General features: G+C 60.9%; 16 protein-coding genes and 2 pseudogenes. 14 read left to right on the top strand and 4 right to left on the bottom strand.

Annotation, left to right across the window (positions count from 1 at the left end; genetic code table 11):
• Window positions 1-16 precede the first annotated feature (16 nt).
• From ACOI7Z_RS04825 to ACOI7Z_RS04780, 10 genes and pseudogenes are all read left to right on the top strand, one after another.
• Complete coding sequence (locus ACOI7Z_RS04825; protein ID WP_023289878.1) at window positions 17-1,024, top strand: MsnO8 family LLM class oxidoreductase; 1,008 nt, start codon at window positions 17-19, stop codon at window positions 1,022-1,024.
• Window positions 1,014-2,135 (top strand): M20 peptidase aminoacylase family protein, encoded by a 1,122-nt coding sequence (locus ACOI7Z_RS04820; protein ID WP_087849247.1) that lies wholly within the window; start codon window positions 1,014-1,016, stop codon window positions 2,133-2,135. Before ACOI7Z_RS04825 ends, ACOI7Z_RS04820 begins: the two co-directional genes overlap by 11 nt.
• A 24-nt stretch (window positions 2,136-2,159) precedes the next feature.
• A pseudogene (locus tag ACOI7Z_RS04815) lies at window positions 2,160-4,423 on the top strand (NtaA/DmoA family FMN-dependent monooxygenase).
• Between the two features lie 11 nt (window positions 4,424-4,434).
• Window positions 4,435-4,944: a GNAT family N-acetyltransferase gene (locus ACOI7Z_RS04810; RefSeq protein ID WP_087849244.1), complete on the top strand. Its 510-nt coding sequence runs from the start codon at window positions 4,435-4,437 to the stop codon at window positions 4,942-4,944.
• Window positions 4,945-4,953: 9 nt separating this feature from the next.
• Window positions 4,954-5,880 carry an amino acid ABC transporter permease gene (locus tag ACOI7Z_RS04805; RefSeq protein WP_087849243.1) on the top strand — a complete coding sequence of 309 codons (927 nt, stop codon included), beginning with the start codon at window positions 4,954-4,956 and terminating at the stop codon, window positions 5,878-5,880.
• Window positions 5,864-6,643, top strand: coding sequence for an amino acid ABC transporter ATP-binding protein (locus tag ACOI7Z_RS04800; protein WP_087849242.1), 780 nt, complete (start codon window positions 5,864-5,866; stop codon window positions 6,641-6,643). Before ACOI7Z_RS04805 ends, ACOI7Z_RS04800 begins: the two co-directional genes overlap by 17 nt.
• A gap of 38 nt (window positions 6,644-6,681) precedes the next feature.
• Window positions 6,682-7,533: a transporter substrate-binding domain-containing protein gene (locus ACOI7Z_RS04795; protein WP_072096569.1), complete on the top strand. Its 852-nt coding sequence runs from the start codon at window positions 6,682-6,684 to the stop codon at window positions 7,531-7,533.
• A 77-nt stretch (window positions 7,534-7,610) separates the two neighbouring features.
• Window positions 7,611-8,228 carry a glutathione S-transferase family protein gene (locus ACOI7Z_RS04790; protein ID WP_087849241.1) on the top strand — a complete coding sequence of 206 codons (618 nt, stop codon included), beginning with the start codon at window positions 7,611-7,613 and terminating at the stop codon, window positions 8,226-8,228.
• A gap of 70 nt (window positions 8,229-8,298) precedes the next feature.
• Window positions 8,299-8,526, top strand: coding sequence for a tautomerase PptA (gene pptA / locus ACOI7Z_RS04785; protein ID WP_004891592.1), 228 nt, complete (start codon window positions 8,299-8,301; stop codon window positions 8,524-8,526).
• Between the two features lie 189 nt (window positions 8,527-8,715).
• Window positions 8,716-8,847, top strand: a pseudogene (locus ACOI7Z_RS04780) (helix-turn-helix domain-containing protein); the annotation flags it as partial.
• Between the two features lie 60 nt (window positions 8,848-8,907).
• Here the strand turns inward: ACOI7Z_RS04780 and ACOI7Z_RS04775 are convergent.
• Genes ACOI7Z_RS04775 through ACOI7Z_RS04765 form a run of 3 tightly spaced genes read right to left on the bottom strand, consistent with a single transcriptional unit; the run spans window position 8,908 to window position 13,536 of the window.
• Window positions 8,908-10,512, bottom strand: coding sequence for a carbohydrate porin (locus ACOI7Z_RS04775; protein ID WP_087849240.1), 1,605 nt, complete (start codon window positions 10,510-10,512; stop codon window positions 8,908-8,910).
• Window positions 10,513-10,555: 43 nt separating this feature from the next.
• The gene (locus tag ACOI7Z_RS04770) at window positions 10,556-11,938 is read right to left on the bottom strand and encodes a glycoside-pentoside-hexuronide (GPH):cation symporter (RefSeq protein ID WP_044523481.1); all 1,383 of its coding nucleotides are present in this window, start codon (window positions 11,936-11,938) and stop codon (window positions 10,556-10,558) included.
• A 26-nt stretch (window positions 11,939-11,964) separates the two neighbouring features.
• Entirely contained in the window at window positions 11,965-13,536 is a 1,572-nt protein-coding gene (locus ACOI7Z_RS04765; RefSeq protein WP_087849239.1) for a family 78 glycoside hydrolase catalytic domain, read from the bottom strand.
• Between the two features lie 203 nt (window positions 13,537-13,739).
• Here ACOI7Z_RS04765 and ACOI7Z_RS04760 point away from each other — a divergent pair, with 203 nt between their 5' ends.
• Complete coding sequence (locus ACOI7Z_RS04760) at window positions 13,740-14,564, top strand: helix-turn-helix domain-containing protein (RefSeq protein ID WP_065881613.1); 825 nt, start codon at window positions 13,740-13,742, stop codon at window positions 14,562-14,564.
• A gap of 124 nt (window positions 14,565-14,688) precedes the next feature.
• Here ACOI7Z_RS04760 and ACOI7Z_RS04755 read toward each other — a convergent pair whose 3' ends face one another.
• Window positions 14,689-15,270, bottom strand: coding sequence for a flavin reductase family protein (locus ACOI7Z_RS04755; protein ID WP_048297612.1), 582 nt, complete (start codon window positions 15,268-15,270; stop codon window positions 14,689-14,691).
• A 214-nt stretch (window positions 15,271-15,484) separates the two neighbouring features.
• Between ACOI7Z_RS04755 and ACOI7Z_RS04750 the strand changes: the two genes are divergently transcribed.
• The 3 genes from ACOI7Z_RS04750 to ACOI7Z_RS04740 are packed head-to-tail and all read left to right on the top strand — an operon-like array spanning window position 15,485 to window position 18,862.
• A complete protein-coding gene (locus ACOI7Z_RS04750; protein ID WP_087849238.1) occupies window positions 15,485-16,186 on the top strand; it encodes an ABC transporter ATP-binding protein in 702 nt (233 codons plus the stop codon).
• Window positions 16,183-17,151, top strand: coding sequence for an ABC transporter substrate-binding protein (locus ACOI7Z_RS04745; protein WP_044523475.1), 969 nt, complete (start codon window positions 16,183-16,185; stop codon window positions 17,149-17,151). Before ACOI7Z_RS04750 ends, ACOI7Z_RS04745 begins: the two co-directional genes overlap by 4 nt.
• Before the next feature lie 55 nt (window positions 17,152-17,206).
• Entirely contained in the window at window positions 17,207-18,862 is a 1,656-nt protein-coding gene (locus ACOI7Z_RS04740; RefSeq protein WP_087849237.1) for an ABC transporter permease, read from the top strand.
• Window positions 18,863-18,871 lie beyond the last annotated feature (9 nt).

Genomic DNA, 18,871 nt, shown 5'->3' with positions numbered 1-18,871 from the left:
CATATGAGCCTGCGAAATGTCTTATCGAATCAGTATCCTGGATAAAAGTCCGCTTGCCGCCGGGGAAACCGCCGCGCAGGCGCTGGCGCGTACATTAACGCTGGCGCAACACGCCGAAGCCTGGGGCTATCACCGCTTCTGGGTCGCCGAACACCACAATACCGATCAGCTGGCAAGCCCCTCGCCGGAGCTGGTTATCGCCTGGCTGCTGGGCCACACCCGGCGCATTCGTCTTGGGTCCGGCGGCGTCATGCTCCAGCACTATAGCCCCTATAAGGTCGCGGAAAACTTCAACCTGCTGGCTGCCCTCGCGCCGGGCCGCATCGATCTCGGGGTCGGCAAGGCGCCTGGCGGCCTGCCGCTCTCCACCCGCGCGCTGCAGCAGGGCCTGCATCAGGAAGAGAAAGGCGCCTTTGCCGACCAGCTGGCGCAGCTGGATAACTGGCTGTCGCTGACTGAGCCCGGAGGGGAAGAGAGCCTGCGCGCCACGCCGATCCCGCCGCGCCGGGCAGACGGTTTTCTGCTCGGCGCCAGCCTGGAGAGTGCTGAACTGGCGGCCCGCCTTGACTGGAACTTTGTCTTTGCCGCCCATCTCAATGGCGACAGCGCGCTGCGCCGCACGGTGCTCAACCGCTGGCGCGAGCTGAGCCCGCGCGAGGCGATTGTCGCCGTGCAGGTGGTGGTCGCCGACGATCCCGCTACCGCCGCCGCGCTGGCGCAGCAGGTGGAGGCGTGGGGCGTTGAGCTGGAGAACGGCCAGCGGGTGACCGTCGGCAGTGAGGCGCAGGCCGTTGCCTTTGCCCGCCAGGCCGGTAGCCGTCCCACCCGTATCGCCCGCCGCGAATCTTCGCTGATATCGGGTACCCCCGAAGAGGTGAAAGCCCGGCTGGACGCGCTGCAGGCGGAAGATCAGCTGGATGAACTCATCATTGATACCCCCATTAGCGACGGGCCTGCGCGCCTGCGCTCCCTGCGCCTGCTGGCGCAGGCTCACTACGGCAAGGCGGTGCTGAATGTCCTTTGAACAACAACTGATTAGCTGGCGGCGCGAGCTGCACCAGAACCCGGAGCTCTCCCTGCAGGAGGTGGCCACCACTGCGCGGATCCGCGACTGGCTGCAGAGCGGTGGGGTGACCCTGCAGCCCTACGATCTGAAAACCGGGCTGGTGGCCGAAGTCGGCAGCGGCGACAAGGTGATAGCCCTGCGGGCGGATATCGACGCGTTGCCCATCGAGGAGGCGACCGGTTTGCCTTACCGCTCGCAGAATCAAGGGGTGATGCATGCCTGCGGGCACGATATTCACACCAGCGTAATGCTGGGAGCGGCGCTGCTGCTGAAGGATCGGGAAGCGGAACTCCCGGGGCGGGTGCGGATCCTGTTCCAGCCGGCGGAAGAAAATTTTGGCGGGGCGAAAACCCTGATCCGCGCCGGGGCGCTGGAGGAGGTGTCGGCGATCTTTGGCATGCACAATGAGCCCGGCCTGGCGGTGGGCGAATTTGCCACCCGCGGCGGCGCGTTCTACGCCAACGTCGATCGCTTCGTCTTCAAAGTGACCGGGAAGGGGGCGCATGCCGCCCGCCCACATGAAGGAAAGGATGCGATCCTGCTGGCCAGCCAGCTGGTGACGGTGCTGCAGAGCGTGGCCAGCCGGGAAGTGAACACCCTCGACTCGGTGGTGCTCAGCGTGACGCGGATCCAGGGAGGCAATACCTGGAACGTGCTGCCGGAGAGCGTCGAGCTGGAGGGGACGTTGCGCACCCACAGCAGTGAAGTGCAGCAGCGGGTCAAGGCCCGGGTCAGCGAGATTGCGGCCGGTTTCGCCAGCGCCTTTGGCGCGCAGATTGACGTCTTCTGGTATGCCGGCCCGACGGCGCTGGTCAATGACGCCCGCTGGGCCGACTTCGCCAGCGAGGTCGCGGCCCAGGCCGGGTACCGCACCCACCACGCCGATCTGCATCTCGGTGGTGAAGATTTTGCGGTCTATCTTCAGCATATTCCCGGGGCGTTCGTCAGTATCGGCAGCGCCAGCGAATATGGTCTGCACCATCCGGCATTTAATCCGGACGAACGGCTTATTGCACCCGCAGCGCACTATTTCGCCCGTCTGGCGGAGCAGGCATTACAACACATTTAATGGATGACAGGGGAAGGGGTAGCTATGTCTGAAAATCGACAATTGCGTCTGGGAACGATATTACATGGCGCATCGGGAAATATGTCCGCCTGGCGTCATCCGGCAGCGCAAGCGGACGCCAGTATTAATTTTGATTTTGTTACAGAGACGGCGTTAAAAGCGGAAGCGGGAAAACTGGATTTTATTTTTGTCGCCGACGGTTTATATATTAATGAAAAATCGATTCCCCATTTTTTAAATCGCTTCGAACCTTTAACGGTACTTTCCGCGCTGGCCGCGGTCACCCGGCGTCTGGGACTGGTGGGGACCTTATCCACTTCGTACAGCGAGCCGTTTACCACCGCCCGCCAGTTCGCCAGCCTCGACCATTTAAGCCAGGGGCGGGCGGGCTGGAACGTGGTCACTTCGCCGCTGGAAGGGTCGGCGAAAAACTTCTCCCGGACCCAGCATCCGGATCATGCGCTGCGCTATCGCATTGCCGATGAATATCTGCAGGTGGTGAAAGGCTTGTGGGATTCGTGGGAAGAGGATGCCTTTGTGCGCAATAAAGCGACCGGTCAGTTCTTTGACAAAAATAAGCTGCATACGCTCGATCACCACGGTGATTTCTTTAAAGTGGCCGGACCGCTGAATATTGCCCGCACGCCGCAGGGACGACCGATTATTTTCCAGGCTGGCGCGTCGGACGACGGCAAAAAATTAGCCGCACGCCACGCCGATGCCATTTTTACCCATCAGGAATCGCTGGCCGAGGCGCAGGCATTTTATCAGGACGTGAAAAGCCAGCTGGCGGCCTGGCAGCGCACCCCGGATCAGCTGCATATTTTCCAGGGCGTCAGCGTCATTGTCGGCGATGACGCCGAAGACGCGGAGCGCCAGTACCAGACCACCGCGGCGCTGGTCTCCATCGAGGATGCGCTGAACTATCTGGGGCGGTATTTCGAACACCATGATTTTTCGCAGTATCCGCTCGATGAACCGTTCCCGGATATTGGCGACCTCGGGCAAAACAGCTTCCGCAGTACCACCGACGAGATTAAACGTCACGCCCGCGAGCGCGGATTAACCCTGCGCCAGGTGGCCCTGGAGGTAGCGAGCCCGCGTCCGCGCTTTACCGGCACCGCCAGCGATGTCGCCGACGGCCTGCAACTGTGGTTCGAACAGCGCGCGGCGGACGGCTTCATTATTCAGGGCGGCACGCCGGAAACCTTTCCGCGCTTTGTGGATGAGGTGGTGCCTCTGTTACAGGCGCGCGGCCTGTTCCGTCGCGACTATCCGGGCGCCACCCTGCGGGAAAGTCTGGGACTGGCGCTACCCGCTAATCAATTCCAAAAATAAGAAAAGAGAATCACGCTATGCAGAAAACAACACTCTTGCTGGCCGTCGCGTTGGCATTTAGCGCCTCGTCGTGGGCACAGGACGTCAAGATCAATGGCACCGGGGTAAGCCTGGAGGCCAACAAAACGCCGATTCATACAGCGAAAAATCCACAGGCCATTGCGCTGTTGCCGAAAGATCTGCATCTGGCGGTGCCGGGGAAATTTACCGTCGCGGTGGCGGCCCTGAACTCACCGCCGCTGACGATCTTCGCCGCTGACAACAAAACCCTGCTCGGCAGCGAGGCGGATATCGCCCGGCTGGTGGCGGAGAGTCTCGGGCTGGAGGTGAACGTGGTTCCCACCTCCTGGGAAGACTGGCCGCTGGGGGTTACCTCCGGCAAATATGATGCCGCGATCAGCAATATTACCGTCACCAAAGCGCGGAAAGAGAAGTTCGATTTCGCCACCTACCGCAAAGACTCGCTGGGCTTCTACGTCAAAAGCAGCAGTCCGCTGAGCAAGATTGACAAGGCGGAAGACATCGCCGGGCTGAAGATTATCGTCGGCTCCGGTACCAACCAGGAGGCGATCCTGCTGGCGTGGAACGCGGAGAACGTCAAAAAAGGGCTGAAGCCGTTTACCCCGGTCTACACCAAGGATGATGCCGCCCAGACGCTGGCCCTGCAGACCGGACGAGCCGATGCCTTTTTCGGCCCCAATGTGATTGGCGCGTGGAAGGCGGCGCTGACCGGCAAAACCAAACTGGTGGGCAGCGTCGACGGCGGCTGGCCGAAAGCGGCGCATATCGCGGTGACGCTGAAAAAAGACAGCGGGCTGGTGAATGCCGTCCAGGCGGCGCTGAACGGCGCTATCGCCAGCGGCGATTACGCCAAAGTGCTTAACCGCTGGGGAGAGGGAGTGGAAAGCATTCCGCAATCGGAGATCAACCCGCCCGGACTGGGCGACTGACAGGAGGCGCGATGAGCGAAGCATTCCGCGATATTTCTCCGGACGCACCGGAGCTGCAGCCGATTATTAGCGGGCTGTTTGCCGAATACGCCGCCCGCTACGGTGACTATTTTTCCCGCGATGCGGAAGTGGAGTTGAGCGAGTGGTATTTGCCGCCGCAGGGGCTGTTTATCGTCCTTGAGCGTGAGGGAGAAATTATCGCCACCGGCGCTTATAAGCCGAAGGATCGCCACACCGCAGAGATCAAACGTATCTGGACGCACCGCCGTCTGCGCCAGCAGGGGCTGGCGGCGAAAGTGGTTCAGGAGCTGGAGCGGCGGGCGATGCTGGCCGGGTACAGCCATATCTACCTGACAACCGGTTTCCGTCAGCCGGAGGCGGTCAAGCTCTATCTCAGCCAGGGGTATGAGGCGCAGTTCGACCTCGCGCGAGACCCCGAAGAGTACAGTCAGCCGCCCTACGATGGCCGACTGCGGTTCACTAAAGCGCTGGCGGTGAGCGCCTTCAGCCACAGCGCCTGAGGAGGCATGATGCATTCATCTGAAACGATCAAAGTGGTGCCGGCGCGCTATCCGCTGCGGGTAGTCGGGGCCCTGGTGGCCCTGCTGGTGCTGACGGTGGTGATCCAGTCGGTGGCCTTTAACCCGCGCTGGGAGTGGGGCGTCTTCGCCCGCTGGTTCTTCGACCCGGTGATCCTCGAAGGGCTGGGGCAAACCCTGCTTCTGACCCTGCTCGGCACGGTGCTGAGCGTGATCTTCGGCGGCCTGCTGGCGCTGGCCCGCTTGTCCTCATCGTGGCTGCTCAGCAGCCTCGCCTGGGGCTATATCTGGCTGTTTCGCTCGCTGCCGCTGATTGTCGTGCTGATCATTCTCTACAACTTCTCCTATCTCTACGACACCCTGTCGCTGGGGATCCCGTTTACCGGCGTCACCTGGGCCAGCTACCAGACGATAAACGTGCTGGGGCAATTCTCCACGGCGGTGGTAGGCCTGACCCTGGTGCAGAGCGCCTATACCGCGGAGATTATTCGCGGCGGCTTCCTCGGCGTTGACCACGGGCAGTATGAAGCCGCCGCCGCGCTGGGGCTACCCGCCTGGCGACGCACGTTGCGCATTATTCTGCCGCAGGCGCTGCGCACCATCCTGCCATCCGGCTTCAATGAGATCATCAGTCTGGCGAAAGGAACGGCGATGGTGTACGTCCTGGCGATGCCGGAGCTGTTCTACACCATCCAGATGATCTACAACCGTACCCAGGAGGTGATCCCGCTGTTGATGGTCGGCGCCGCCTGGTATCTGGCGATCACCAGCGTCCTCTCCGCCATTCAGTACCTGGTGGAACGTGGCCTGGCGCGCAGTGAGCGCCGCTCAGCGGTGAACAGCGCCCGCGGCAGCCGTCTGAATCAACCCGCACGTCAACCACAGCCCCAGGAGGCCGTCCATGCCCAGCTCTCGTAATGGCCATATCTCTATCACCGGGGTCAGCAAATACTATGGCCGCCACAAGGCGCTGGACGATGTGTCGCTGGAGATACCTCCGGGCACGGTGACGGTGATCCTCGGCCCTTCCGGTTCGGGCAAGTCGACGCTGCTGCGCACCATTAATCACCTCGAGCGCGTCGATGAGGGGTTTATTCAGATTGATGGCGACTATATCGGCTATCGCCGCAAAGGCGACAAGCTGTATGAGATGAAAGAGAAGGAGATCCTCCGCCAGCGGATCAACGTCGGCTACGTGTTCCAGAATTTTAACCTGTTTCCGCACCTGACGGTGCTGGAGAACCTGATAGAAGCGCCGATCGCCCACAAGCAGGTCACGCGCAAAGAGGCCATTGCCCGTGCCTGGGAGCTGCTGGACGTCGTCGGCCTGCGCAATAAAGCCGACGCCTGGTCGCGGCATCTCTCCGGCGGCCAGCAGCAGCGTATCGCCATAGCCCGGGCGCTGGCGCTGGACCCGCGGGTGATCCTGTTTGATGAGCCCACCTCGGCGCTGGATCCGGAGCTGGTGGGCGAGGTACTGGATGTCATCAAGAAGCTGGCGCGCTCCGGTACCACCCTGGTGGTGGTCACCCACGAGATTGGCTTTGCCCGTGAGGTGGCCGACCAGGTGGTGTTTATGGTCGACGGCAGGATCGTCGAGCAGGGCAGCAGCGACGAGGTGCTCAACCATCCGCAGCATCCGCGTACCCGGCAGTTTTTATCCAGGGTGCTGCCGTCATGAACAGAGCGATAGCGACCCTTGTATTCAGCGCCCTGGCGCTGGACGCTCACGCGGCGCTGGATCTGCGCGCCAATGAGCAGCCATTGCCGGTCACCCGCGACCCGCAGGCGATAGCGAAAATTCCGCCGGGCTACCGCTTCGTGGAGCCGGGGACGCTGACGGTGGCGATCTCGGCGCTCAATTCGCCGCCGCTGGCGCTGCTGGCCAGCGACAACCGCACGCGGATCGGCAGCGACCCGGATATAGCCCGCCTGCTGGCCGGGAGCCTTGGCCTGAAGCTCAGGCTGGTGCCCACCGCATGGGAGGACTGGCCGCTGGGCATCGCCGCCGGCCGCTATGACGTGGCGCTGATTAATATTGCGGTAACCGAGAAGCGCAAAGAGAAGTTCGATTTCGCCACCTATCGGGTGGACTCTCTGGCCTTTTCGGTGAAATCCACCAGCGACATCGCCGCGGTGCATGGACCCGCAGACCTCGCCGGGCGCAAAGTGATCGTTGGGTCCGGCACCAATCAGGAGCGGATCCTGCTGGGCTGGAATGAGGACAACCGGGCCGCCGGGCGGGCGCCGGCCCAGCCGGTCTACCTGACCGATGATGCATCCGGCAACCTCTATATCCAGTCCGGGCGGGCGGATATTTTTTTCGGCCCGCAGTCGGTGGCCGCCTATAAAGCGGCCCTTAACGGCCAGACCCGGGTGGTAGGCCTCGGGCCGAAAAAAGCCTGGGTGGCGACGACCACTAAAAAAGGCAACGGTCTGGTCTTTGCCCTGCAGGCCGCCCTCGACGGGGCGATCGCCCGCGGTGAATATCAACAGGTGCTGGCGCGTTGGGGAGAGCAGGGCGAAGCGGTGGCGCAGTCGGTGGTCAACCCGCCGGGGATCACCTACTAACCGCCAGGGCCAGGGTATGCCGGGTGGGTGAGCGGCAATTTTCTGCCTACACTTAGGCTTTACCCTGGAGGCAGACCATGATTACCGTATATGGCGTGCCGGGATGGGGCTCGACGATTAGCGAGCTGATGCTCTCCCTGGCCGATATTCCCTACGAGGTGGTTGACGTCGAGGGCTTTGACCAGCCCGGCCCGGCGCGCGAGCGCCTGCGGCAGATTAACCCGCTGTGCCAGGTGCCTACCCTGACGCTGGCCGACGGCAGCATCATGACCGAAACCGCCGCCATCGCGCTGATGATCCTCGACCAGCGCCCCGAGCTGGCCCCCGCGCCGGGGACGCCGCAGCGTCAGCAGTTTCAGCGTCTGCTGATCTGGCTGGTGGCGAATGTCTATCCCACCTTTACCTATGCCGACTACCCGGAACGCTGGGCGCCCGCCGCGGCGGAGCAGCTGGTGGAGAATTGTCGCCAGTACCGGAACAACCTCTATCTCTGGTTCGAACAGCAGCTGGTCGCCGGGCCATGGGCGCTGGGCGCGTCGGTTACCCTCCTGGACTGCTATATCGCGGCGATGTATAGCTGGGGGCCCAGGCAGGCGTGGTTTAACGCCCATACGCCCAAATTTGCCGCCGTCGCCCTGGCGGTCTATCAGCGACCGGAGCTGGCCGCGGCGCTACGACGTAACAAGCTGATTTAACGCACGCGATGCCAACCGCAACCGCCATTCTGTGGTAGCGTTATGGCCTTCACCACAAGGAGTCTTTGCTATGCCGCATGTTGATATTAAATGCTTTCCCCGTGAACTGACTGACGAACAAAAAACCGCGCTGGCCGCCGATATTACCGAGGTGCTGATCCGCCATCTGAACAGTAAAGAGGGCGCGGTCAGCGTCGCGCTCACTCAGGTTGAGCCGGACGCGTGGCAGGCGGTGTGGGACAGTGAGATCGCCCCGCAGATGGCGCAATTGATTAAGAAGCCAGGTTATAGCATGTAACCCGGCGCCCCGGAGGCGATGCTGCGCATCTGTCCAACGGACAAGGTGCTTTGCGCCGCCTCCGGCAGGGGCTTCTCCGGCTACGCACTGAGAGAAACATCATGTTCATCTATCCTAAGCGCCAGAGAGCCAACTGAGGTGTATAGGAAAGATGAATTGTTTGCCGATCTGCTGGCGAGTGCAGAAGAAATGGTCAGGATCGAGAAAGGTCAACAAATGCCGAAGGAGCAGCACGTTCATACCTTCAGCGAAATTGACGTGAAAGCGATACGTGAAGCCACAGGTTTAAAACAGCAGGACTTTGCAGCGGCCGTTGGCGTTAAGTAACAGCGTGTATTTAAATCAACCCGTCCAGGCGTTTTCCCCGGACGGGCTACTTTATTAAAACCAAATCTCCGTCTGCACGCCAAAGTTCCAGTTTCCTCCGGCGGTAAAGCCTTTACTGCCGAAATCATCGTTGATCGCATAGCGATCCAGGTCTTTATCCCAGTTCATCCACGTGACAAAGAAGCGGATCTCCGGCCTCGCTTTGATATCAAACACATCGCCCACTTTGAACGTCGGGGCGAAGGTAAGCTTGTAAAAATCGCCGCTCACCGCCTGGTATTGATGCACGTTGTCATTATAGCGATAGGTTCGGCCGTTGGGATTCAGGTCCATATATTGCCAGGACGCCTCGTATAGCAGGGCGAAGTTGCGGGTGATGCCCTGGGAAACCCGCAGGTTAAAGGTTGCCCAATCGTAGCGGTCGCCATCGCGGTAGCGATCTTCGCTATGCTGGGCGATAACCGATGGTGCAAGCTGCCAGTTTTTCCCCAACGGCAAAATGCCGTAGGACGCAAAACGCAGGGACTTTGCGTTCTCGGTAAGATCGCCATCGCTGCCGGGCTGGCGCGCCTCGGCGCCCAGCCCGCCGCCGTACTGCAGGGCGCTCTCCGATACGCCCGGCGCGAGGCCATAGAATTGCTGTTTGTCGTGATACGCCAGCATCGCGTAGTAGCCGTTTTTCGCCGTATTATCGCTGCGCAGAGCGTAACTGCCGGTGGTCGAGGTATTATCTTTCAGGTCATCATTGCCCTGGGCGGTCATCGCCGTGGTCATCAGCTGCCAGTTGTTCCAGAAGTGGTTGGCGGTGAACATCAGGTTCTGTATATCGTTATCCTCGTAGTTATCGCTACCCAGATCGCCGAAGTTACGCGCATAGACCGAGTAATCGCCGCGCAGCGTATCACCCCACTTCACGTCATTGATCCCGCCGCCGGTACCGCCGAGGAACATAATATCGCTATCGGTAAAGTGGATATCGAAATTATCGCGGTCGAAACGCTTGCCCGCCCAGATGGACGCGCTCCTGAACGGCCCGGAAAAATCGGCGAAATTGCCCATCTCGACGTACAGCTGACGCACGTTCAGGTGGTGGCTGTCGTTATCCTGTACCCATGGATCCGGGTTGGTTGCCCCGTCGGCAAGCATGGTTTTAAAGTGCGCCCATGACCCGTCGCTGAAGGTCATTTTTTTGCCGAAGCTGAGCTCCACGTAGTTATCTTTCTCGTTGCCGAGACGGCCAACGTGGGCATCGCCGTTGAGCGAACTGGCCGGGGAGACACCCGGCCCGCCGCGCGCGCCTTTGCCGTGGCTGTCAACCAGCATCCCGGAGCGCGCGTAGGCGTTGAACTCGAAGCCATCGCTGAGGCTGCTTTTCGCCAGCGGTTTGTCAGCAGCCTGCTGCTTTTGCTCGGTCGCTGCGGTGCGCTGACTGAGGGTCTGCACCTGCTTTTCCGCTGCCGCCGCGCGCTGTTCCGCGGCGCTGGTGCGCAGCTCCGCCTGCTGCGCCCGACGTTTGGCCTCTCCGGCCTCCTGCTCCGCATGATTAAGCCGGGCCTCCAGCTGCGCCAGCCGTTGTTCGACGGTGAGCGGGGCCGCACTCGCGTCGTAAGCCGAAAAAAGGGCGCAGCAAACCGCTGCGCTAATCAAAGAGATACGCATATCAATCCTTATTTTTTTCAGAGGTATTAGGGGGTGCTGCGCCTTACAGGGCGTGGTTTTCTCCAGCAACGGGCGATGGGTTCGACGGCGCACGGCGTCCAGCGTCAAGGTCGGCGCGGATCTGCTCGTACTGGTCGTCGAGTCGGTAGAAGCGACCCATCCACAGCATTGAGGCGACAATCAGCAGCGCCGGGATATAGAGGTAGCAGGCTTTTATCGCCAGCATCGCGCCGTCGCTTTGCGTCTGATTAGCGATATAACCGCCGGATGAGAGCAGGACCCCGGTAATGGCTCCCGCGCCCGCCATCGCCACCTTGCCAAGAAAGCCGTTGATGGAGGTTAAAATGCCGGCGGTATTGATGCCGGTTTTCCAGACTCCGTAATCCACCGGATCGGCTTGCATAGAGAAGTAAATTGCCGTGCGCTGTCCGGCGCCAAGCGAGAGTACGACCGCTCCGGCAACCAGACCCCAGCTGTTAACGCCTGCCGCCATCATCATGACCATGCCGACCAGGTTGATCGCGCTGGCGACCAGATAGACGTGGCGCTTTTTCATCCGGCTGGCGAGCAGCGGAACGGTGAGGGTACCCAGCAGAGGAACGAAGGTGGAGATCCCGGCGACGATCGCCGTGAGATCGTTATTACCGACGTAATAATGGAAGAAGTAGACCAGCGCCCCGGTCTGGAAGAAAAACGCGCCCCACATCAGGAAAATATTGATGGCGAAGACGAACCATGGTTGGTTGGCGCGCAGGCTGACCCAGGCGCGTTTTAAGGTCATGCGCTCCTGAGTAATGCTGATATTTTCCTTAACGTTCCGGAAGCTCACCAGCAGAAAAAAGGTGGCAATCACGCCGAAAACCACCGCCGTATAGAAGAAGCCGTGCTCCTGATTGCCTTTCCCCAGCGCGCCAACCAGCGGCAGCGTGGCGACCGCGACAATAGTCGCGCCGAGCGAGCCGAGCAGAATACGTACCGCCGACAGCGTCGTGCGCTCCCGCGAGTCGTTCGTCAGAAACGGCAGCATGGCGCAGAATGGAATATTAACGAGGGTATAGAGAAACGACAGGCACAGATAGGTGACAAAAGCGTAGATCAGCTTACCGGTGGTGCCGAAATCAGGCACGTAGAAGGCCAGAATACACAGCAGTCCGAAGGGGATCGCGCCAATCAGCAGATACGGACGGCAGCGCCCCCAGCGGGTGGCGGTATTGTCGATAACCAGCCCCATAAGCACGTCGGCAACGCCGTCCACCAGGCGCGTCACGAGGAACATCAGGCCAACGTAATAAGCGGGCAGGCCCATCACGTCAGTGTAAAAGAACATCAGATAAAGAGAGATCATCTGCCACACAAGGTTGCAGGAGAGGTCGGCGATGCCATAGCCAAGGCGCTGCCGCCAAAGGGTAAAGGTTGTTTCTGCCATAAAAGTAAACTCGCTTATCGTTGTTGTTAAAGTCCGTACTGGCGAATAAACCAGGCCGGGGTGCAGCTCCACGCATGGCAATAACTGTTTATCAGCTTGCTGCCATAAGGGGAAAAATCAGGATGCGCCGGGTCGAAGATTTCCCAGAAGGTATCGGCACCGTAGTCGACCATTGCTCCCCAGTAGGCTTTGATCTGCGCAATAGCGTCGTCGCGCAGCCCGCACTGCAGAAGGGCGGCAATATAGTGGTGACGTAGGTATGGCGTGTTCATGGCGATCGCGGGGGGATTTTGCTCCAGATTATGCATGATCTCCCGGCGCTGCTGAGGAGTACCGACTTCCGCCAGTACCAGCCAGATTTGCGATGCCCATGAGACCTGCCGCTGCTCGCCGCTGATGTAGAAGCCTTGCTGCTCGTCCCATAAGACATCGAGGGCCGCAGCTTTAAGCTGCTGTAAACGCTGGCGATAGCGGACGGCCAGCTCAGGTTCGAAACGCTCCGCCAGCCAGACGGCGCGCTGCAGGCAGTAAATCAGCACGCCCTGCGCTGAAGCCTGTTTATTCAGCGATGCCTGCCAGTCGATAAACACCCACCAGTCGTCGCTATCGCGCACAACCCCGGAGGCGTCGCAGCGTTTCAGCGCCAGTTCAATCTGACGACGGGCCGTGGGCCACAGCTCGCGGGCCGTAGCAATATCCTCCGCGCTTTGCAGATAGTTGTAGAGAACGTCAACAAAAAACAGAGAATAATCAAAAAGAAAGGTATCGTCAGCAATGACATCCGGCTGCACGAACACGTTGGCCGATACCATACCGTCCTCACGAGTATGCCCGGCGAAAAGGTACAGGCAGCGGCGTACTAAATCGTGACGGGCGAAGGTCACATCGTTCACCAGCGCCTGCAAACGTAAATCGCCGAGCCACAGGCGGCGGTCGCGTTTGGGGCCATCCTCAAACACCTCCTGCATGCAGTTTTGCAGAGTCAGAACGGCAACGCTGTCGATGGCCTTGAGCTGCGGGTCGGCGGTTGTCGCTGCCGGGCATGCGCCGCTGGCGGAGGTAACGGCATTCACCTGAATCTGGTTGAACTGCAGACGAAACTTGCGCGACACGGCTTTGACCTCCACCTTCAGATAGCGGAAGCAGTAGCGGCGCGGCAGATCAACGTCGGCGGGCAGTACATCAAGCCACAGATCCTGCTGCTGCAGCCAGCTGCTGCTGAGCCAGCCCTGGTAATCGCTGAACGGCTCACACACTTCGCTCAGCGTTTCGCCGAAGGTGAACTGCAGATGGGCCGGAGCGTCCGGCGGGCTCCCGACGCTCTGACAGAGAAAATGCAGGTAGCCAACAAAGTGGCTGCCAAAATCAATAATGACGCTATCGCCGCTGCTCAGCTCGCGCTGATAAAACGCGGCCAGGGAACTTACCGGCTCAGCGCGCCAGCCAAACAGCGCCGTGGCGTCGGCGTGGGCTTCCACCACGGCGATCGGCGGGTACGCCTGGCGACATAGCGCGGGCCGGAGCGTCTCGGCGGTGCGTAGAAAATCCGGGTGGCGGGTCATCGAGACCTGAGAATTATGCTGAATTGCCTGTGACATACTGCGTCCTCTGTATTTATTTGTCCGCAGCATAAGATGCCGGCCCCGGGGGCAACCACTCTGGCAATGCCAATGCATTTGCCAGATTGGCACTGATAATGAGATGGGCGGGTTGCCGATCACACTTCCAAACATCTTGCTCGTGGCGGTCGGGAAAATGCATTATCTTGCCTCTGCGCCGTAAGCCGTTTTGGACTTTACAGATGATGATGTTGACCGTTGAGTATTATTTCACCCATCCGCAGGATAAGCTGGGCATGTACGCCAGCGATCCGGAAGATAATAGCCATGAACATAGTCATGAATTTGCTGAGCTGGTGATCGTTGAGGAAGGGCACGGTTTACACGTTATTAATGGCAGACCGCTATATATTCAACAGGGCGACGTTTTTTACGTTCAGCCTGGCGACGTTCATTATTATGATGAGCTAGGGACGCTTAAGTTAATTAATGTGCTGATTAATCCGTTGGTAGAGTTTCATTATTTACAGCCTCTCGATACCTTATTACAGACTTTCTCTGCGCAGAATGCGTCCTGCTACGGTTGGCTGGCGCCGGACACCCGCCATATCTGCAAGGAACTGGTGGATAAGATATTTTCTGCCGAGCTGCGGCAGGGGCAAAATATTGCTCTGCGCGAAGCCGCGTTTTTCCAGCTGGTGACGACGATTCTGCATGCCGAAACCGAAGCGGAATATAGCACCACCAAATATAAGCTGCATAAATTGCTGACCTGGTTACAGGAGCACTGCTTTGAAGAGCATAACTGGCAGCAACTGGCGGAAAAATTCCATCTGACCACGCGTACCGCTTTTCGCCATATTAAAGAGGCGACGGGATTGACGCCGGATAATTATTTAAAGCGTCTGCGATTAGTTTCGGCGCGCGTAAAATTACGCGAGACCGATATGACGATTACCGAAGTGGCCTATCTATGCGGCTTTGCCAACAGTAATCACTTTACCACTTTATATAAAAAGGTTTTTGGCCTGACGCCCAGCGAAGACCGGCGGCGTTTGCAGCGCTAGTTCTCTCCCCGGAGGCGATGCTGCGCATCTGTCCGGGCTACGCGTCCTCAGCGGTCTGCGATCCGGTAGCCCGGGCAAGGCGCTGTGCGCCGCCCCCGGGAGAAAGTGCGCAGCAGTTGAATCTTTATTCTTCCGGAGTATTGGCCCGCACGTGGCGGCCGCTGGCGACAAAATTGCCGGTCCCCAGATGATGCAGGGTATTGATCTTATCGTCATCGAACTGCCAGCGTCCGGTGACAAACGCGCGCTCATCGGCGGCGGCGGAAACCACTTCGCCAAACAGCGTATCGTACTGCTCCTGGGCCGCCGTCGCCGGCAGCAGACGGCACTCCATCCATGCCAGACACTTCTCCTCGATCAGCGGCAGTCCCAGTTCCGGACCGCTCACCACCGGAATTCCGTAAGCATTGAATTTGTCTTCATCGCGGCCGCTGACGCTGCCGACCGCGTAGGTCCAGCTGGCGGCGGCCACGCCGGGAACCACGATGCCGAAGGTGCCGTTGCGCTCGATGATTTCCCGTGTCCAGGTGCTTTTATCCACCACGATAGCCACCCGCGGCGGGGCGAATTCCACCGGCATCGACCAGGCGGCGGCCATGACGTTGCGCCGGTCGGACGCAGCGTCGTAGCTGGTGATCAAAATGGTCGGGCCGTGGTTGAGCAGGCGGCTGGCATACTGCAGTTCCACGTGGCGAAAGCGGCTCATAGGCGTTCCTTGAGTAATGGGTCGGTTGGCAGGTAACACGTTAAGCCGCAATGAAAATGTAATCAATACGTCATCTCGTCTGACTATAGTCGCCAGCACAAAGTCCCAAAGAGGATCACAATATGTTGGCTCCCCTGATGTTATCCCAGGTGAGCGCGCCCCGTCGGATGTCGACCGCCGGGCAGGGGTTGCTTTCCCGCAAGGGAGGGCGACAATGCGCGCGCTGACCCCTATCACTCTGCAGGCGGTCTCATTCGCCTTCGCAGAGACCCCCATTCTCGATGGCTTCTCGCTGCATATCGAACCCGGCAGCATTGTGGCGCTGCTGGGCCCGTCCGGCTGCGGCAAAAGCACCTTGCTGCGCCTGCTGGCCGGGCTGAGCGTGCCGGCCAGCGGTGAAATCCGCTTTGGCGATCGGCTGGTCGCCCGCGCAGGATGGGGATTGCCCCCGGAACAGCGCGATATCGGCATGGTTTTCCAGGATTACGCCCTCTGGCCGCATATGAGCGTGGCGCAGAACGTCGCCTTTCCGCTGCGCATGCGCGGCGTTGCCCGCGCCGAACGCGAGCGCCGGGTGAGCGAGGCGCTGGCGCGGGTGGGCCTCGACGGCTTTGCGGAACGTAAACCTTCAGGCCTTTCCGGCGGCCAGCAGCAGCGGGTGGCGCTGGCGCGGGCGATCGTCGCCGCGCCGCGGGTGCTGCTGTTTGATGAGCCGCTCTCCAACCTGGACAGCGAACTGCGCGAATCGCTGTGTGGCAAAATGAGCCGCCTGCTGCGACAGCTCGGCACCACCGCCGTGTATGTCACCCACGACCGCCGTGAAGCCGACCTGTTAGCCGACCGGATCGTCCATTTATCCGCGGGCCGCGTGGCCGCTGTCCGCGCCGTTACGCCAACCTCAGGGGAAGTTGCATGAACACCGTTATGACTGTTAAGAAAGGAGTGGTACTCGCGATGGCTCTCTCCGCCATGATGCTCTCCAGCGCCCATGCGCTGACCGTTTACACCGCCGGCCCCGGCTCGCTGGCGAAAAGCCTGGCCAGTGGTTTTGAACAACAGACCGGGGTGAAGGTGACCGTTTTCCAGGCCACCACCGGCAAAGTGATGGCCCGTCTGGAGGCCGAGCAGGCTAACCCGCAGGCGGATGTGCTGATCTCCGCTTCATGGGATACCGCGGAGGATCTGCACAACCGGGGCTGGTTGCTGCCTTTTCACAGCGCCAACGCCGACAAGGTACCGGCTAATCTGAAATCGGCGGACTATATCGCCCAGGGGGTCTCGGCGCTTGGCATCGTCTGGAACAGCAAAAGCGGCACTCCGGAGCCGAAAGAGTGGCGCGACCTCACCCAGCCGGCGTTTAAAGACAAGGTGACCACGCCCGACCCGTCGCTCTCCGGCGCGTCGCTGGATCTGTTGATTGGCCTGCAAAACAGCATGGGCGACCAGGCCTGGCAGCTGTTTGACGATCTGAAAAAGAACGGCATGGTGGTCAGCGGCCCCAACGCCCAGGCGGTGACGCCGGTGATGCAGGGGGCGAAAGCGGCGGTGTTCGGCGCGGTGGATTATGTCTCCTACGGCAATATTCAGCAGGGCGAGTCGCTGAAGGTGATTTTCCCGGCCAGCGGGACGGTGATCGCCCCGCGCCCGATGATGATCCTCAAAACCAGCCAGCATGCCGACGAGGCCAAAGCCTTTATCGATTACGTGCTGTCGCCGGAAGGTCAGGCGCGGGTCGCCGACGCCTGGCTGATGCCCGCTCGCCGCGATGTGGCCGCCAAACGCCCGCTGCTGGACGCGCTGAAGGTCTTGCCCACCAGCGGCGAGGGGAGTAGCGAGCGTAGCGCCGTCCTCAGCCGCTTCAGTCAGCTGTATGCCCACTAATTGACACGGTTCTCCGGCGCTGGCCGCCGGAGAACGCTTCGTTTCAGGAACCGCTGTGAAACAAAAATTCCTTTCCGGCGTGACGCTTGCCGCCCTGACGCTGCTGGTCGCGTTACCGCTGTTGTTTATTCTGCTGCAGGCGATTTTTCCCCATTTTAGCGCCGGTTCGCTCCATGACGCCTTTGGCGGTGTCTCGCCGCTGCTGGCCGACCCCCAGCTGCCGTCGATGCTCGGCGGTACGCTGTGGATTGCCGGCGGCGTGGCGCTGGCCAGCGTGATGATCGGCCTGCCGCTCGGTATTCTGCGCGGTATGTTTTCGTTGCCGCTGCCCCGGCTGTGGGACATGCTGTTTTTGATCCCCTTTCTGACGCCGCCCTATATCTCGGCGCTCTCGTGGATGCTGGCTCTGCAAAGTCAGGGCTATCTGCAGCAGCTGACCGGCTGGCAGCTAAACGATCTGCTGTTCAGCCGCAGCGGGATCGTGCTGGTGATGACCTTTAACATTTTTCCGGTGGTTTACTTTGCCGTCTCCCGCAGCCTGCTGGCGAGCGGGCAACGGCTGGCGATGGTCGCCCGTGTCCATGGCGCCAGCGCCTGGCGCGCCTTCTGGCACGTGACGCTGCCGATGCTCTCCCCGGCGCTGGCGTCGGGGATGCTGCTGGCGTTTACTCTCGCCATCGAGGAGTTTGGCGTCCCGGCGGCGCTGGGCAGTCGGGCGGGAGTAGTCATGCTGACGGTGGGCATTGAGAAAAAGCTGGCCGACTGGCCGGTGGATCTCACCGGCGCTGCGCTGCTGTCGCTGCTGCTGATGGTGGTGGCGTTGTTCGCCTGGTGGCTGCAAACGCGGCTGGTGGGGGAGAAGGAGGTCACCAGCGTCACCGGTAAACCGGGAGAAAACCGCGGAACGTCGCTGGGCTGGATGACGCTGCCCGCGCTGCTGGTGATGGCGGCCGTCGGCGGCCTGGCGGTCGGGGTCCCCGCCGTCTCGATGATGCTCACCAGCCTGATGGGCACCCTCTCGGGCGGGGTGAGCCTGGAGAATGTCACGCTGCGTCACTTCGCGGCGCTGTTCGACCAGCAGGGCGACGCCCTGTCGGCCCTCGGCGTCAGCCTGTCGCTGGCGTTAGGTTCGGCGCTGATCGTCGGCGCGCTGGGGCTGCTGGCCGCCTGGCTGGTAATGGTGCAGAAGATCAAAGGGCGCGGGGTGGTGGATGCGCTGTCGCTGATGCCGGCGGCGCTGCCCGGCGTGGTGGTGGGGGTGGGATTGATCCTGCTGTGGAATCAGCCCTTCTGGCCGCGTTCGCCCTACAACACGCTGTGGATGCTGCTGCTCTCCTATTGCTGCCTGCTGCTGCCCTGGCCGGTGCGCTATGTCGGCAGCGCGCTGCGCCAGCTGGGCCCGAACCTTGAGCCCGCCGCTCGGGTGCACGGCGCGTCGCCGCTGCGGGCGCTGCGGTTGATTGTCCTGCCGCTGGTCTTTCCGGCGCTGCTGGCGGCGATGCTGATGGTGTTTGCGGTGGCGTCCCGGGAGCTGGTGACCTCGCTGCTGCTGTCGCCCGCCGGCACGCAGACCGTGGCGGTGTTTATCTGGCGCCAGTTTGAACAGGGATCCGTTGGTCAGGGCATGGCGATGGCCAGCCTGACGCTGTTGACCGGTCTGGTCCTGATGCTGACGGCGCTGGCGCTGATGCAGCGCAGCACGCGCGGTTAACGGCAAGCG

The organism is Klebsiella sp. C283, from assembly GCF_048822555.1.
GTDB lineage: Bacteria > Pseudomonadota > Gammaproteobacteria > Enterobacterales > Enterobacteriaceae > Klebsiella > Klebsiella quasipneumoniae.
This window is presented reverse-complemented; position numbering and strand designations above follow the sequence as displayed.

Bases quoted from the DNA above. Each gene is read 5' to 3' on its own strand.
- ACOI7Z_RS04790 (WP_087849241.1), top strand. From the start codon at position 7,611: ATGATTACCGTATATGGCGTGCCGGGATGGGGCTCGACGATTAGCGAG.
- ACOI7Z_RS04760 (WP_065881613.1), top strand. From the start codon at position 13,740: ATGATGATGTTGACCGTTGAGTATTATTTCACCCATCCGCAGGATAAG.
- ACOI7Z_RS04750 (WP_087849238.1), top strand. From the start codon at position 15,485: ATGCGCGCGCTGACCCCTATCACTCTGCAGGCGGTCTCATTCGCCTTC.
- pptA (WP_004891592.1), top strand. From the start codon at position 8,299: ATGCCGCATGTTGATATTAAATGCTTTCCCCGTGAACTGACTGACGAA.
- ACOI7Z_RS04775 (WP_087849240.1), bottom strand. From the start codon at position 10,512: ATGCGTATCTCTTTGATTAGCGCAGCGGTTTGCTGCGCCCTTTTTTCG.
- ACOI7Z_RS04810 (WP_087849244.1), top strand. From the start codon at position 4,435: ATGAGCGAAGCATTCCGCGATATTTCTCCGGACGCACCGGAGCTGCAG.
- ACOI7Z_RS04800 (WP_087849242.1), top strand. From the start codon at position 5,864: ATGCCCAGCTCTCGTAATGGCCATATCTCTATCACCGGGGTCAGCAAA.
- ACOI7Z_RS04755 (WP_048297612.1), bottom strand. From the start codon at position 15,270: ATGAGCCGCTTTCGCCACGTGGAACTGCAGTATGCCAGCCGCCTGCTC.
- ACOI7Z_RS04770 (WP_044523481.1), bottom strand. From the start codon at position 11,938: ATGGCAGAAACAACCTTTACCCTTTGGCGGCAGCGCCTTGGCTATGGC.
- ACOI7Z_RS04745 (WP_044523475.1), top strand. From the start codon at position 16,183: ATGAACACCGTTATGACTGTTAAGAAAGGAGTGGTACTCGCGATGGCT.
- ACOI7Z_RS04825 (WP_023289878.1), top strand. From the start codon at position 17: ATGTCTTATCGAATCAGTATCCTGGATAAAAGTCCGCTTGCCGCCGGG.
- ACOI7Z_RS04765 (WP_087849239.1), bottom strand. From the start codon at position 13,536: ATGTCACAGGCAATTCAGCATAATTCTCAGGTCTCGATGACCCGCCAC.
- ACOI7Z_RS04805 (WP_087849243.1), top strand. From the start codon at position 4,954: ATGCATTCATCTGAAACGATCAAAGTGGTGCCGGCGCGCTATCCGCTG.
- ACOI7Z_RS04820 (WP_087849247.1), top strand. From the start codon at position 1,014: ATGTCCTTTGAACAACAACTGATTAGCTGGCGGCGCGAGCTGCACCAG.